This is a genomic window from Salmonella sp. 32120201201600049SM (assembly GCF_017572835.1).
In the GTDB taxonomy this organism is placed as follows: domain Bacteria; phylum Pseudomonadota; class Gammaproteobacteria; order Enterobacterales; family Enterobacteriaceae; genus Salmonella; species Salmonella enterica.
The window spans coordinates 417,527-433,349 of the sequence record NZ_JAGESA010000004.1 but is presented as its reverse complement, the minus strand read 5'-3'; the positions used below and the strand labels follow the sequence as shown (position 1 = coordinate 433,349).

Below are 15,823 nucleotides of genomic sequence, written 5' to 3'. Positions count from 1 at the left end.
TTATCAGTACGTTACTCGTCACATTCCCGTCAGGCAAGCTAGCAGGCGTGTTTTAAGACTCGTACCTGGTACACCCCGTCTTCATTCCGTTTCGCGCCGTGAATATCCGTTTCAAAACCGGGATAATGCTGGCCAATCGAGCAGAGCATCAGCAGAAAATCGAGCACGGCCCGACTCTGTTGCGTAATCCTCTCGCCGGGCATCAACAGCGGAACGCCTGGCGGATAAGGCAGGAGCATATTCGCGGAAACGCGCCCTGGCAGTTGATCGAGCGCCACGGTTTCCACCTCGCCTTTGATCTGACGCTGCCAGGCCTGGTGCGGGGTCATGATCATCTCCGGTAAAACCTCGAACGCCCGCAGCATCAGCCCCGGAAGATCGTGCTGGCGGATCAGTTTATGGATCCCCTGCGCCAGATCCTGAATGCGCATATTGCGATAAAAATCCGGATCTTCCGCATACAGATCCGGCAACATATTTTTGACGCGCAGGTTAAGATCGTAGGCGCGTTTAAATTCCGTCAGTCCGCGCAGCAGCCCCATCGCACGGGTCTTATCAATCCCTATGCTGAACAAAAACAGCAGATTATACGGCCCGGTTTTTTCCACCACTACGCCTCGCTCATCGAGGAACTTCGCCACCAGCGCGGCGGGTATCCCCTCTTCGCTCATGTTGCCCTGTTCATCCATCCCCGGCGTCAGGATTGTCACCTTAACCGGATCGAGGAACATATGATCGTCATCGGCATCGGTGAAGCCATGCCAGGTTTCTCCCGGCGTGACCGGCCAGCATTCGGCCTCATCAACCTCTTCCGGCTGCCAGATATCAAAGAACCAGCTATCGGACTCTTCACGTAGCCGCTGTACCTCTTTACGAAAATGGAGCGCCCGCTCCACCGAACGATTAATCAATCTTTTCCCTGGATTGCCGCGCAGCATCGCCGCCGCGGTCTCGATAGAGGCGACAATGGGATAGCTCGGCGATGTGGAAGTGTGCATCATAAACGCTTCGTTAAACGTCTCTTCGTCATATTCCCCTTTGATATGAATAAGCGACGCCTGCGAAAAAGCCGCCAGCATTTTATGGGTGGATTGCGTTTCGAAAATCACTTTTCCGGGCACCCGATCGCCGCTCATCCCGCTTTTCCCCTGGTAGATCGGATGGAAATGGGTATAGGGTACCCAGGCGGAGTCAAAATGGATCGAGGGAACGTCCAGCATCTGCTTGATCCAGTTAGTGTTATACAGCAGACCATCGTAAGTAGAATTGGTGATAACCGCATGAACTGGCCATTGCGCCTGCGCGGTTTCCGCCACCTTACGCGCAATGCTGTCGCGGGTAAATTCACGCTTAGGAATACCGCCGAGAATACCGAGCGCATTGCGCGTCGGCTTCAACCAGAGAGGCACCACATCGCTCATCATCAGCAAATGCGCCAGCGATTTATGGCAATTACGATCAATAAGTAGCGTACTTCCCGCAGGCGCGGCATACATACCGACAATTTTATTCGAGGTCGACGTACCGTTCGTCACCATATAACTCTGCTCGGCGCCAAAAGTACGGGCGATATACTCTTCCGCTTCCAGATGCGGCCCGGTGTGATCCAGCAGCGATCCCAGTTCAGTCACCGAAATCGACACATCGGCCTTTAAGGTATTGCCGCCAAAAAAGTCATAAAACAGACAGCCTGGCGGGCTTTTCTGATACGCCGTTCCCGCCATATGACCCGGCGTACAAAAGGTATATTTTCCTTCTTTGGCGTAGGTAAACAGCGCTTTGGTAAACGGCGGCGTAATATTATCGAGATATTCGTTTGTATATTGATGAATGCGCGTCGCGATATCTTCAGCCAGCCCCAATGCATACTCAAAAAACCACAGCGCCATGCGCATATCGTGAACGCTAACGTCCAGCGTGGAGTTGGTATTGATAAAGGCGTAGAGAGGAAGGTATTCATTTAGCTGGTTGATTTCGCTACAAAGGTCGAGACTGTATTCATCCCAGTCAAAAATAACGCCGCAGATGCGCGGGTTATGTTCAATAAACTTCAACAAGTCAACGCTATTTTGCGGCCAGATAATTTGAAATCCCAGGGATTGTAATGCACGCTCAAGCTCCTTGATGGGTTCATCTTTATAATAAACCCCGTGCGGCCCCATAATGGCGATGATGTTCATGCTTTCTCCTGAAAAAACCTGAGATAAGCATAGTAACAATCCTGCCGATGCAAAGCACCGACAGGATTTATCTTATTACAATGCGTTCCATGCATCGGCCCAGGCAATCCCTACACCGGGCTCATAGTAGGCAGGCGCAACATTACACCATGAGCCTTCCGGGAACGGTTTGCACTGGTACAATGCGCCATTACTGTTGACGATGTCGCCCGGATTCCATTTCTGGCTGCTGCTCCAGGCAGGATAGCTGGTGGTCTTATCTTCGTCATCCGCAGCGGCGGCCTTCGCTTTCACATTCAGCGTATAAACCGCTGTACTGGAGAGCGTACCGTCGCTAACGGTCAGATTCACCACATACTGGGTGTTCTGAGTGACATCCGGCGCGTTGAAAATCACAACGGTTTTATCCTGGCCGCTCAGCGTTTTGCCATCCTGCGACATCCAGGTATAGGTGAGCTTGTCGCCATTCGCGTCGGTCGATCCTTCCGCGCTGAGTGAAACCGGGCTACCAGCTTCCACCGCCCCGACCGGTCCGGCAATGCGCGCGACTGGCGCCACGTTTTCATCCGTCACTGGCGCCGGAGTTGGCGTGACATCCGGTTCAGTGGTTCCGCTATCATCGACGACATTAACGTTGAAATAATGCTGTACACATTTCGTGTAGTCGCCCTCTTTAAAGGCGGTATACGGCGTCTGATATCCCACTAACTGGCAGGAATAGGTTTTACCGTCCGCAGTATCGGCGCTCCAGCCCCAGTCTTGTTCCCAATAGATCGGTAACGCGCCAGCGCCGCCTTCATCGAACTGCTTCATCTTTTTACAGCCCAACACTTCGTCAGCCGGCACCGGCACTTTCAGGTAGTTGGCAAACTCTTTGTAGTAGGCGATACGGTTAAGCGACTGCGCATTCTCATCTGCGCCGCCGCACTCCACGCCGCCATTGATGATCTGAATGGTGACGCCGAAACCTGATACCAGGCCGTTTGCTTTATCGCGATCGTTTGGCTGCCAGGTACCGTCAATCACATGTAGCATAGACGGCTTCGGCGGCTGCGGATACACAAAGAAGAAGACGGCGCTCGCCAGGTTCATCCAGGTATCCGCCACCAGCTCGGGTTTATCCAGCAGAGGGCGAACGTCGCCATACATCGCGTCAGAGAAAGGCCCATAGTTGTAGTTATAAGAAAGCTGTTTTGCCCCGCGACCAAAATAGCTGAGGAAATCGCCGTCCTTATCTTTACCGCACGGCCAGGTCTGGCCCTGCCATACATCCGGGTTACATTCGCCGTTGTAGCCGCCTTTCTGCCCTTCAGTCCAGCCGACTTCGCGCAGATAGACCAGCGCCTGACGCCATTCCGGAATGTCACGCCAGCTTTCGTGACCGCCCGTCTCTTGGGCAAAATGCGCAAACATAGTAGCCAGGGTTTTACGGCAGATAGCGTCGCTATCGCGTCCATCGGTGTAGGTACCACAAACCGCCGGGAATTTACCTATCGCTTTCAGGAAGTTAGAGTAAGTGTATTCCGGCGCGCGCATCGGGAACAGATAATCCCAGTCGGCCTCTTTCAGAATACTTTCAACGCGTTTTACGTTTGCCGGGTTAGCGGCGCGCCCCGGTTCGATTTGTTCGACCGCGCTGTTATCCAACGTCTGGATAGAGGATTTCACGGCCTCCATTAACGGAAAATCCGTCAGCGCTTTCTCTTTCGCCGCCAGATCGCTGGCGTTGATGGTCATTGGCTCACTACTGCTAAGCAGCGGCGCGGCCTGCGCACCGGATAAGCTCAACATGATTCCTGCCGCCACGGCGCTGAGCGCCAGTGTTTTTTGCAATCCCATAATTTTCTCCTTGAAGGGTAGTTCACTGCCTGCCCTGGCCACACGCCTGGCAGTTGCTACAGTGTCAGGGAGAACATGCCGTTGCGTTTAATCACATCAACTCATCGGCGTCTCATTTTTCCTCGTCCAAAAAAAAGAGGCCGGATTATCCGGCCTCCTGGGAAAAATGAGGTAAATGATTAGGCGTAACCGTAGCTCATCAAACGCTGGTAACGACGGTTTTTTAAATCATCGGTGCTTAACACATCGAGATCGGCTAAATCTTCCAGCAGCTGCGCTTTTAGCGATGCCGCCATCGCTTCCGGATTACGGTGCGCGCCGCCCAGCGGCTCCGGAATGATGGAATCGATTAGCTTCAGCTCTTTCAGACGCGGCGCGATGATGCCCATTGCTTCAGCAGCCAATGGCGCTTTGTCGGCGCTCTTCCACAAAATAGAGGCGCAACCTTCCGGGGAGATAACGGAATAGGTGCTGTATTGCAGCATATTCACTTTATCACCCACGCCAATCGCCAATGCGCCGCCGGAGCCGCCTTCGCCAATCACGGTGCAGATGACCGGTACGTTCAGACGAGACATCTCACGCAGGTTGCGGGCGATGGCTTCAGACTGACCACGCTCTTCCGCGCCCACGCCAGGGTAAGCGCCCGGGGTGTCGATGAAGGTGATAATCGGCATGTTGAAGCGTTCAGCCATTTCCATCAGGCGCAGCGCTTTGCGGTAGCCTTCCGGCGCTGGCATGCCAAAGTTACGACGAATTTTTTCTTTGGTTTCACGACCTTTCTGATGACCAATGATCATCACCGGCCGCCCTTCCAGACGCGCGATACCGCCGACGATGGCTTTGTCATCAGCATAGGCGCGATCGCCCGCCAGCTCATCAAACTCATCAAACGCCAGACGGACATAATCCAGGGTGTACGGACGCTGCGGATGGCGCGCCAGTTGGGCTACCTGCCATGCGCCGAGATCGGCGAAGATTTTGCGCGTCAGTTCTACGCTTTTTTCGCGCAGGCGATGGACTTCTTCATCGATATTAATATCCAGTTTCTCATCCTGGCGGCTTACCGCAGTCAGAGAATCGATTTTCGCTTCCAGCTCTGCTATCGGCTGTTCAAAATCAAGGAAATTCAGACTCATAGTATTCCTGTATTAGTCAAACTCCAGTTCCACCTGCTCCGAACCAATGAGGCCACGCAGATCGTTAAGTAAACGATCGCTCGGAGAGACACGCCACGTTGCGCCAAAACGCAGCCGCGCACGCGCATCCGCCCTCTGATAGTAGAGATGTACTGGAATGGTCCCCGAGCGGTGGGGTTCCAGAGACTGACGGAGTCGGTTTAAAAGCTGGTCATCAATTTGCCTGTCCGTCAGCGAGATAGCAAGCCCGCGAGCGTATTTTTCGCGAGCTTCGTCAATATCCATCACTTCGCGGGCGGTCATTTTAAGCCCCCCGCTGAAGTCATCAAAGCTGACCTGTCCGCTGACGATAAGTATGCGGTCTTTTTCCAGCAACTGCTGGTATTTATCCAGCGCGTCGGTAAATAACATCACTTCCAGACGCCCGGAACGGTCATCCAGCGTACAGATGCCGATACGATTGCCGCGCTTGGTGACCATAACCCTTGCGGCAATCACGAGCCCCGCAGCCGTGGTGACTTTACCACGTTCTGTCGGATGCATGTCTTTGAGCCTTACCCCGCCGACATAGCGCTCAATTTCTTTTAAATACTGATTGATGGGGTGGCCCGTCAGGTACAGCCCCAACGTTTCACGTTCCCCATCTAACACCACCTGCTCCGGCCACGGCTGGCAGCTGGCATAGGATTGCTCGATTTGCTCCGGCTCTTCCGCCAGTACGCCGAACATATCCGCCTGACCGATAGCTTCCGCTTTGGCGTGCTGGTCGGCGGCTTTCAGCGCATCGCCCAATGAGTTCATCAGCGCGGCGCGGTGCGGCCCCAGGCGGTCGAACGCCCCGGACATGATCAGCTTTTCCAGCACCCGGCGGTTGAGCTTTTTGGTATCGGTCCGCGCGCACAGATCAAACAGTTCGCGGAAATAGCCGCCCTGATTACGCGCGTCGATGATCGCTTCGATCGGCCCTTCGCCGACGCCTTTGATCGCGCCGATACCGTAGACGATCTCGCCCTCATCATTAACGTGGAAATGGTATAATCCGGAGTTAATATCCGGCGGCAGAATTTTCAGTCCCATCCGCCAGCACTCGTCCACCAGGCCGACGACCTTCTCGGTGTTGTCCATATCGGCAGTCATCACCGCCGCCATAAACTCTGCCGGATAGTGCGCCTTTAGCCATAGCGTCTGGTAAGAAACCAGCGCATAAGCGGCGGAGTGCGATTTGTTAAACCCGTAACCGGCGAATTTCTCCACCAGGTCAAAGATTTTCATCGCCAGTTCGCCGTCGATACCGTTCTTTTTCGCGCCCTCTTCAAAAACGGAACGCTGTTTGGCCATCTCCTCCGGCTTTTTCTTACCCATCGCACGACGCAGCATATCCGCGCCGCCGAGAGTATACCCGGAAAGTACCTGGGCAATCTGCATCACCTGTTCCTGATACAGAATGATGCCGTAGGTCGGCTCCAGTACCGGCTTCAGGCTTTCATGCTGCCACTGAACGTCCGGGTAAGAGAGTTCTTCACGACCGTGCTTACGGTCGATAAAGTTATCTACCATCCCTGACTGCAACGGGCCGGGACGGAACAGGGCCACCAGCGCGATCATATCTTCAAAGCAGTCCGGCTGCAGACGTTTGATCAGATCTTTCATGCCGCGCGATTCAAGCTGGAAGACCGCCGTGGTTTCCGAGCGCTGCAGCATGTCGAAGCTTTTTTTATCGTCCAGCGGAATGGCGGCGATATCCAGCGGCGGCTCGCCGTTTTTCTCGCGCCGCTTGTTGATCATCTCCAGCGCCCAGTTGATGATGGTCAGCGTACGCAAACCGAGGAAGTCGAACTTCACCAGCCCGGCATATTCCACGTCACTTTTATCAAACTGGGTAACCGGATGCTTGCCCTCTTCATCGCAGTACAGCGGCGCAAAGTCGGTAATTTTGGTCGGCGCGATGACCACGCCGCCAGCGTGCTTACCGGCGTTACGCGTGACACCTTCGAGCTTACGCGCCATATCGATCAGCGCTTTGACCTCTTCGTCCGCCTCGTAAATTTCCGGTAGTTGCGGTTCCGCTTCAAAGGCTTTTGCCAGCGTCATGCCCGGATCGGGCGGCACCAGCTTCGAGATACGATCGACAAAACCGTACGGATGCCCCAGCACGCGGCCCACATCGCGGATAACGGCTTTCGCCGCCATCGTACCGAAGGTGATAATTTGCGATACCGCATCACGCCCGTACATGTCTGCGACGTGCTCAATCACCTGGTCGCGTTTCTCCATACAGAAGTCGACGTCGAAGTCAGGCATCGAGACACGTTCCGGGTTCAGGAAACGTTCGAACAGCAGGTCAAACTCCAGCGGATCAAGGTCGGTAATTTTCAGCGCGTAGGCCACCAGCGAACCAGCCCCGGAACCACGTCCCGGCCCTACCGGCACGCCGTTATCTTTTGACCACTGGATAAACTCCATCACGATGAGGAAGTAGCCAGGGAACCCCATCTGGTTGATAACCTGTAGTTCAATATCCAGACGCTCGTCATATTCCGGGCGACGCTTTTTGCGCTCTTCTTCGTCCGGAAACAGGAAAGCCAGACGCTCTTCCAGCCCCTCTTTCGCTTTTTTGACCAGATAATCTTCGGTGGTCATATCGCCGGTCGGGAACTGCGGCAGGAAATATTCACCCAGACGCACCGTTACGTTGCAGCGTTTGGCAATCTCCACCGTATTTTCCAGCGCCTCCGGAATATCGGAGAACAGCTCGCACATTTCTTCTTCACTGCGCATATACTGCTGCGGTGAATAATTGCGTGGACGTTTAGGATCGTCAAGGGTGAAACCGTCGTGGATCGCGACACGAATCTCATGGGCGTCAAAATCATCGCTTTCAAGGAAACGGACATCGTTTGTCGCAACAACCGGCAAACCACGTGCCTCAGCCAGTTCAACCGCAGCATGGAGATAGGTCTCTTCATCCTGTCTGCCGGTGCGGATCAGTTCCAGAAAGTAGCGATCGGGAAAATGCGTTTCATAGAAAGCAACGCACTCCTCCACCAGCGCCTGGTTGCCGCGTAGCAGACAGCGGCCTACGTCGCCCATGCGTCCGCCGGAAATCAGGATCAAACCTTCTTTAAGCTCTACCAGCCAGTCGCGCTCGATAATCGGGCCTGCCGCGCCGTAGCCGCGCTGATACGCTTTCGAGATCAGCAACGTCAGGTTCTGGTATCCCGTATTATTCGCCGCCAGTACCGTCAGATGAGTCAGCTCATCTCCCAGCAGTTCGTTGTGAACGTTAAAGTCCGCCCCGACGATGGGTTTAATGCCCGCGCCATGACCCGCTCCGTAGAACTTCACCAGACCGCAGAGGTTGGTAAAATCGGTGATCGCCAGCGCAGGCATACCTAATGAGGCCGCCTTTTTCACCAGCGGCCCGGTCTTCGCCAGCCCATCGATCATAGAGTAGTCGCTGTGCACCCGCAGGTGAACGAAACGTGGTTCAGACATCTTCAGATTTCTCGATACAAGAATCAGGACACAAGTCCCAGAGCGCGTTTAACAGGCGCAAAACTGCGTCGGTGGTGCGCCGTCGCGCCATACTGGGCCAACTTTTCCAGATGAAAAGCGGTTGGATAGCCTTTGTGCTGCGCAAAGCCATACTGAGGAAAAACGATATCCAGCGCCGCCATTTCTGCGTCGCGGGTGACTTTCGCCAGAATAGACGCCGCGCTAATCTCCGCCACGCGACTGTCGCCTTTCACCACGGCCATTGACGGCACAGGCAGTTCCGGACAGCGATTGCCGTCGATCAGCACATATTCTGGCGCAATATGAAGACCAGCGACAGCGCGCTGCATGGCGAGCATGGTGGCGTGCAAAATATTCAGCTCATCAATTTCATGCGCTTCCGCGCGTCCCAGACTCCAGCTTAACGCCTTTTCTTTAATCTCGTCATACAATGACAGACGACGCTTTTCAGACAATTTTTTGGAATCATTCAGACCGACGATCGGGCGAGCCGGATCGAGGATCACGGCGGCGGTCACTACGGCGCCCACCAGCGGGCCACGGCCCACTTCATCCACACCCGCCACTAAATGGGTGTGTGGATAAACAAATTCGATCATTGTGCTAACTCCAGGACGGCATCTGCCGCCTGCTCATCGGCATTACAGCGGATCTGCTGATGCAGTTCACGGAAGGTGTCGTGCATCGCATGGCTGGTTTTACCGTTCGCCAGTAGCGGCAACAGCGCTTCGGCGAGTTTTTGCGGTTCGCACTCTTCCTGCAACAGCTCTTTGACTAATTCTCTTCCCGCCAGCAGGTTAGGCAAAGACACATACTCCGTTTTCACCAGACGTTTCGCCAGCCAGAAAGTGAAGGGCTTCATACGATACCCCACTACCATCGGGCATTTTGCCAGCATACACTCCAGCGCCGCCGTACCCGAGGCCAGCAGAGCCGCGTCGCTGGCGATCATCGCCTCGCGCGCCATGCCGTCCAGCAAATGAACGGCGAGATCCGGCGCAACCTCCGCTTTAATTTTTTCAAACTGCTCGCGGCGTTTCGCGTTCACCAGCGGCACTACCACTTCCAGATCGGGATAGCGCTGTCGCAGCAATTGTGCGGTTTTCAGGAAGTCGGCGCTGAGCATTTCCACTTCCGCGCCACGGCTGCCTGGCAGTAGCGCCAGACAATGGGCGTCATGCGGGATACCCAGCACGTCGCGCGCCGCATTTTTATCCGGGTCCAGCGGCATGGCATCCGCCATGGTGTGACCGATAAAGCGGCACGGGACGTTAAATTTATCGTAAAACGCTTTTTCGAAAGGCAGAAAAGCCAGCACCATATGGGTGGATCTGCCTATTTTGAAAACGCGTTTCTGTCGCCAGGCCCAAACGGACGGGCTGACATAATGAATGGTCTTAATCCCTTGCTTTTTCAGATTACCTTCGAGGGTAATATTGAAATCAGGGGCATCAATCCCGACAAAGACATCGGGCTTGAGTTCGGTAAAACGGCGGGTCAGATCGGCGCGGATATGCAACAAACGGCGTAAACGTCCGAGCACTTCAACAATGCCCATGACCGCCAGCTCTTCCATTTCGTACCAGGCTTCACACCCTTCGGCCTGCATACGCGGCCCCGCAACGCCCACAAAGCGGGCGTTGGGTACGCGCGCTTTCAGCGCACGAATTAAGCCTGCGCCAAGAATATCGCCGGACGTTTCACCGGCGACCAGGGCAATCGTTAAAGGACGCTGTGCCGCCATTAACGAATCGGACCGCGCGTTGAACGCTCAAAGAACTCGGTAAACGCCTTCACTTCCGGATGCTTTTCAGCAAGTTCAGCGATTTCCAGCTTCGCTTCGTCGAGCGTTTTACCACTGCGGTACAACAGTTTGTAGGCATTACGAATCGCCACCAGCCCTTCACGGCTAAAGCCGCGACGCTTCAGCCCTTCGATATTTACCCCGAACGGCGTCGCATGGTTACCCTGCGCAATCACATACGGAGGGACATCCTGCGCCACGCCGGAGCAGCCGCCGACCATCACATGCGCACCGATAATGCAGAATTGATGAACTGCCGTCATACCGCCGATGATCGCAAAATCATCGACTGATACGTGCCCCGCCAGCGTGGCGTTGTTGGCGAGGATACAGCGATTACCTACCGTACAATCATGTGCGACATGCGCATTGATCATCAGCAGGTTATCGCTACCCACCTTCGTCAACCCACCGCCCTGCACTGTACCACGATGAATGGTGACGCTTTCGCGGATGCGGTTACGATCGCCAATTTCCACACGGGTCGGCTCACCCGCATATTTCAGATCCTGGTTCACTTCACCGATGGAGGCAAACTGATAAATCTCGTTGTCGCGGCCGATTTTGGTTTGACCATTCACGACCACATGAGACTTCAGTACGGTTCCCTCACCAATTTCGACCTGCGGCCCAACAATACAAAAGGGACCAATGTGGGCATTAGCGCCAATTACAGCGCCATCTTCCACAATGGCGGTAGGATGAATAAAGGCGGATTTATCAATCACGAATCAGGCCTCCCGGCTACGAGCACACATCATGGTTGCTTCGCACACAACTTTACCGTCGACCAGCGCAACCCCTTTAAAGCGGGTCAGGCCACGGCGCGTTTTCTCGAAAGTGACTTCCATGATCATCTGATCGCCTGGCACCACCGGACGCTTAAAGCGCGCTTCATCAATACCCGCGAAATAATACAGTTCGCCAGGTTCCAGTTTACCAACGCTTTTAAACGCCAGAATACCGGTTGCCTGCGCCATCGCTTCCAGAATCAGCACGCCTGGCAAAATCGGTTTGCCCGGGAAGTGCCCCTGGAAAAACGGCTCGTTGACGGAGACATTTTTCACCGCACGCAGAAAACGACCTTCTTCAAAGTCCAGCACGCGATCGACCAGTAAAAACGGAAAACGGTGCGGCAGAAGCTCTAAAATCTCTTCAATCTGCAGAGTATGAGTGTTAGTAGTCAAAATACTCTTCCTGTCCAAATATACAAAAAGGCAATAATAACACGGCCTGCCGCAATCGTATGAATGTGACAGGCCGGAAAAGAATGGCAACTACAAGGCGAAACGTTAGTCTTGTTGATTAACCTTGCGCTCAATCGCTTTGAGACGCTTGCTCATATCATCAATGTTCATCACCAGTGCAGCAGTTTTACGCCATACTTTGTTGGGTTGCAGCGGAATGCCTGAGGAGTAGACGCCAGGTTCAGTGATAGGACGCATCACCATACCCATGCCAGTTACCGTGACTTTGTCGCATATTTCCATATGCCCATTGATCACGCTGGCGCCGCCAATCATGCAGTAACGGCCAATCTTCAGGCTACCCGCCATAATGACGCCACCGGCTACCGCCGTATTGTCGCCAATCACAACGTTATGTGCAATCTGGCATTGATTATCAATGATAACACCATTACCGATCACAGTATCGTCCAACGCGCCACGGTCAATGGTGGTACAAGCGCCGATCTCGACACGATCGCCAATAATGACCCGGCCCAGTTGTGGGATCTTCACCCAGTTGCCACGATCGTTAGCGTAGCCAAAACCGTCCGCGCCGATCACCGTACTGGACTGGATCAGGCAATTCTCACCGATCTGAATGTCGTGGTAAATCGTTACGTTCGCCCACAAGCGTGAACCCGCCCCGATTTTGCTATTTTTTCCGACGAAACAGCCTGCGCCGATAACCACGTTATCGCCCAGTTGTACGCCAGATTCAATCACCGCATTCGCGCCGACTGAAACATTGCTACCCAGCGTTGCCGTCGCATCAATCACGGCGCTTGGCGCGATATTCTGCGCGGGCTGCGGCGTAGTATCTAAAATTTGCGCCATGCGCGCGTAGGTCAGGTAGGGATTTTTAACTACCAGCGCCGCGCTCTTGGCAAAAGGAAGATCGTCCTGCGTCATGACAACCGCAGAAGCCTGGCATAAACCTAAGTGTTCACGGTACTTAGGATTTACCATAAACGTAATGTGGCCTGTTGTTGCAGATTGCATGGACGCAACGCCGGTGATGACGATATCGCCATCACCGTGTAATTCTGCATCCAACTGTTCTGCTAAGTCAGCCAGTCGAATTGAAGGCATTACTTATTTAACCTGTTTCAGTACGTCAGCGGTGATGTCTTTCACATCGCTGCTGTTGTAAGCAACGGTGTTTGCGTCTACCACCAGATCGATACTCTGGTCGTTAGCCACTTTTTTCACCGCAGTCTGGATACGAGTCACCAGTTTGTTGCGTTCTTCGTTGGAACGACGAGCGCGATCTTTCTCAAAAGCCTGCGCTTTTTGTGCGAAAGTCTGGCGCTGAGACATCACGTCTTTTTCCAGCTTAGTACGATCGCTACCTGCTTTCATGGATTGCAGACGCTGCATTTTAGATTGCAGATCGGTTTCCATTTTTTGCAGTTCAGCCGCACGGCCTTTAAATTCGTTTTCCAGTGTATTGGATACACCCGTCTTCTGCGCAACCTGTTGGAACAGATTACCCATGTTGACGATTGCAATTTTGTCAGCAGCCTGTGCGGACGTTACCATCGCCAAACCAAGACCTGCAGCTAATAACCACTTTTTCACAATAAACTCCTTACCATCCCATTTGCACCCGAAGGTACAGCTCTTTGCGTGGCCTGGCGATCCCTGGGGGCATCGCCAAAAGTCATCGCTACACTACCAATGCATTCCTTTGCAGTGAACAATTACCAGGTTTTACCAATGTTAAACTGGAACTGCTCGGCTTTGTCTCCATCGTACTTTTTAAACGGCTGGGCGTAGGAGAAGACCAACGGCCCCAATGGGGACATCCATTGTAATGCGATACCCGCGGACATACGGATGTTGCCTGGATCGCTGTAATCCGGTACATCTGACGGCGCAGATGACGGATCCCAGTTCGTATCCCAAACGGTACCCATATCCCAGAAGAAGGAGGTACGAACCGAGTTGGCATACTTTTCGCTGATGAACGGCGTCGGGGTAATAAATTCCAGGCTGGCGACAGCCATGGCATTACCACCTACCGCATCATCTGATTTACAGCCTGATTCCTGAGTACAGTCTTCGTAATCATCATTATCGTCCCAACTAGTGTGGGCGCCATTTTTATAGACCGCTTTCGGGCCGATAGTATTCGACTGGAAACCACGCACGGTACTGGAACCACCGGCATAGAAGTTCTCATAGAACGGCATTTCCTTGCCGCCTAAACCATCGCCGTAACCCCAACGAGTACGCCCCAGAACCACCCACTTGTGATCGTTATCGATAGGCACATAGGTCGCGGTATCCAGCGACACTTTGTAGTATTCGTTGTCGGAACCTGGGATCGTCACCTTACCCGTCAGGTTGACTCGCGAGCCGTCCGTCGGGAAATAACCACGGTCAAGCTTGTTATAGGTCCAGCCGTAGTTAAAGGTGAAGTCGTCGGCAGCAAAATCGCTGGCATCAGGGTCGCCCATCGATTCAAGATAACGATCCATCGCGATCTGCGGCTGCATGTTGGACAGTTTGTTATGGACATAACCCAGACCAGCACGCAACGTGTTGTACTCGTTGATGGGGAAGCCAAGCGTCACATCCGTACCGTAACTCTTGTTGGTATAGTCGGACAGGTCGGCATCATCCGCTTCAAAGTCGTTATAGAAGATACGACCACCGAGGCTCACGCCGTCAACGGTAAAGTATGGGTTAGTAACGGACAGTTCGCTGTAGGTCTGGTAGTCGTTTTTGGTACCGTTAATCCCCACGGAATAACCGGTACCTAACCAGTTGTCCTGCTGAACGCCGGCCTGGAAGCTAACGCCGCTTTCTGTACCGTAACCGATACCGAAGTTAAAGCTACCGGTGTTGCGCTCTTTCACCTTGTACACCACATCAACCTGATCCGGACGGCCCGGAACACGCTGAGTATCAGTATCGACGGTTTCAAAGTAACCCAGACGGTTCAGACGTTCTTTACCCTGGTCGACCAGATCGCTGCCCAACCATGCGCCTTCCATCTGACGCATTTCGCGACGCAGAACGGAGTCTTTAGACGTGTCGTTCCCTTCAAAGCGAATCTTACGCACGTAGAAACGGTTACCCGCATCCACATTTACGCGTAATTTAACGGTTTTGTCGGCATCATTGATTTCAGGCTGCGACTGAACGCGCGGATAGGCATAGCCATAGCGCCCCAGAAGCTTCTTGATATCATCTTCCATTTTGGTCACTTTGGTGCCGTTATAGAGTTCGCCTGGCTCGATTTTGGTCAGGCTCTCAATTTCAGCGGAATGTCCGGCCAGGTTACCGCTCACCTGAACCCCGGAAAGCTTGTACTGATCGCCTTCGGTGATATTGACGGTGATGTAGATCCCTTTCTTATCCGGCGTCAGACTCACTTGCGTGGAGTCAATATTGAAACGCGCGTAGCCGCGATCCAGATAGTAGCTGCGCAAGGTTTCAAGGTCGCCCGCCAGCTTCTGTTTCTGGTATTTACGATCGCCGACGACGTTCCACCACGGCACTTCGTCACGCAGTTGGAAATGAGAAATGAGTTCTTCGGTGCTAAAGGCATGGTTACCGACGATGTTGATCTGTTGGATCTTCGCCGATACGCCCTCCTGGAACACCAGTTTAAGATCAACACGGTTGCGCGGTAGCGGCGTGACGACCGCCTTAACGCTGGCGCTGTATTTACCTACGCTATAGTAAAAGTCTTCCAGACCTTTTTCGATATCAGACAACGTGGTGCGATCCAGAGACTCGCCAACACGTACGCCAGACGCTTCGAGGTTTTGCTTGAGCATGTCATCTTTCACCGACTTGTTCCCGGAGAAAGTGATGCTGGCAATGGTCGGACGTTCTTTTACCTGAACCAGAAGGGTATTACCATCGCGCAGGACGCGGACGTCCTCAAAGTTGCCGGTGGCGAACAGAGCGCGAATGGTGTTACTGATATCTTCATCATTAACCGTGTCGCCTGTGCGCACCGGCATACTGAGGAGAGCCGCACCAACGGCGACTCGCTGCAGGCCTTCGAAATGAATGTCCTTCACTACGAACCCTTCAGCACCGTATACGGTGGCGCTGCTGAACAGCAGCGACGCTATGAGCAACTTTTTCATCGCCATCGTT

11 protein-coding genes are annotated in these 15,823 nt (G+C 53.7%); all 11 read right to left on the bottom strand.

What is annotated here, in order from left to right:
* Positions 1 to 38 precede the first annotated feature (38 nt).
* Complete coding sequence (ldcC, locus tag J4650_RS12615) at positions 39 to 2,180, bottom strand: lysine decarboxylase LdcC (protein ID WP_001021045.1); 2,142 nt, start codon at positions 2,178 to 2,180, stop codon at positions 39 to 41.
* Between the two features lie 75 nt (positions 2,181 to 2,255).
* Positions 2,256 to 4,019, bottom strand: coding sequence for a chitinase (locus J4650_RS12610; protein ID WP_023993165.1), 1,764 nt, complete (start codon positions 4,017 to 4,019; stop codon positions 2,256 to 2,258).
* Positions 4,020 to 4,198: 179 nt separating this feature from the next.
* Complete coding sequence (gene accA, locus J4650_RS12605) at positions 4,199 to 5,158, bottom strand: acetyl-CoA carboxylase carboxyl transferase subunit alpha (RefSeq protein ID WP_000055753.1); 960 nt, start codon at positions 5,156 to 5,158, stop codon at positions 4,199 to 4,201.
* A gap of 12 nt (positions 5,159 to 5,170) precedes the next feature.
* Positions 5,171 to 8,653 carry a DNA polymerase III subunit alpha gene (dnaE, locus tag J4650_RS12600; RefSeq protein ID WP_001294817.1) on the bottom strand — a complete coding sequence of 1,161 codons (3,483 nt, stop codon included), beginning with the start codon at positions 8,651 to 8,653 and terminating at the stop codon, positions 5,171 to 5,173.
* 23 nt (positions 8,654 to 8,676) lie between these two features.
* On the bottom strand, positions 8,677 to 9,273 hold the full coding sequence (rnhB, locus tag J4650_RS12595) for a ribonuclease HII (protein ID WP_000569412.1): 597 nt from the start codon (positions 9,271 to 9,273) through the stop codon (positions 8,677 to 8,679).
* Positions 9,270 to 10,418 carry a lipid-A-disaccharide synthase gene (gene lpxB / locus J4650_RS12590; protein ID WP_000741216.1) on the bottom strand — a complete coding sequence of 383 codons (1,149 nt, stop codon included), beginning with the start codon at positions 10,416 to 10,418 and terminating at the stop codon, positions 9,270 to 9,272. Before lpxB ends, rnhB begins: the two co-directional genes overlap by 4 nt.
* On the bottom strand, positions 10,418 to 11,206 hold the full coding sequence (gene lpxA / locus J4650_RS12585; RefSeq protein ID WP_000565950.1) for an acyl-ACP--UDP-N-acetylglucosamine O-acyltransferase: 789 nt from the start codon (positions 11,204 to 11,206) through the stop codon (positions 10,418 to 10,420). Before lpxA ends, lpxB begins: the two co-directional genes overlap by 1 nt.
* Before the next feature lie 3 nt (positions 11,207 to 11,209).
* A complete protein-coding gene (gene fabZ, locus J4650_RS12580; RefSeq protein WP_000210741.1) occupies positions 11,210 to 11,665 on the bottom strand; it encodes a 3-hydroxyacyl-ACP dehydratase FabZ in 456 nt (151 codons plus the stop codon).
* Between the two features lie 105 nt (positions 11,666 to 11,770).
* Positions 11,771 to 12,796 carry a UDP-3-O-(3-hydroxymyristoyl)glucosamine N-acyltransferase gene (gene lpxD, locus J4650_RS12575; protein WP_001139265.1) on the bottom strand — a complete coding sequence of 342 codons (1,026 nt, stop codon included), beginning with the start codon at positions 12,794 to 12,796 and terminating at the stop codon, positions 11,771 to 11,773.
* 3 nt (positions 12,797 to 12,799) lie between these two features.
* Positions 12,800 to 13,285: a molecular chaperone Skp gene (skp, locus tag J4650_RS12570; RefSeq protein ID WP_000758966.1), complete on the bottom strand. Its 486-nt coding sequence runs from the start codon at positions 13,283 to 13,285 to the stop codon at positions 12,800 to 12,802.
* A gap of 122 nt (positions 13,286 to 13,407) precedes the next feature.
* Entirely contained in the window at positions 13,408 to 15,819 is a 2,412-nt protein-coding gene (gene bamA, locus J4650_RS12565) for an outer membrane protein assembly factor BamA (RefSeq protein ID WP_023993166.1), read from the bottom strand.
* Positions 15,820 to 15,823: the final 4 nt, after the last annotated feature.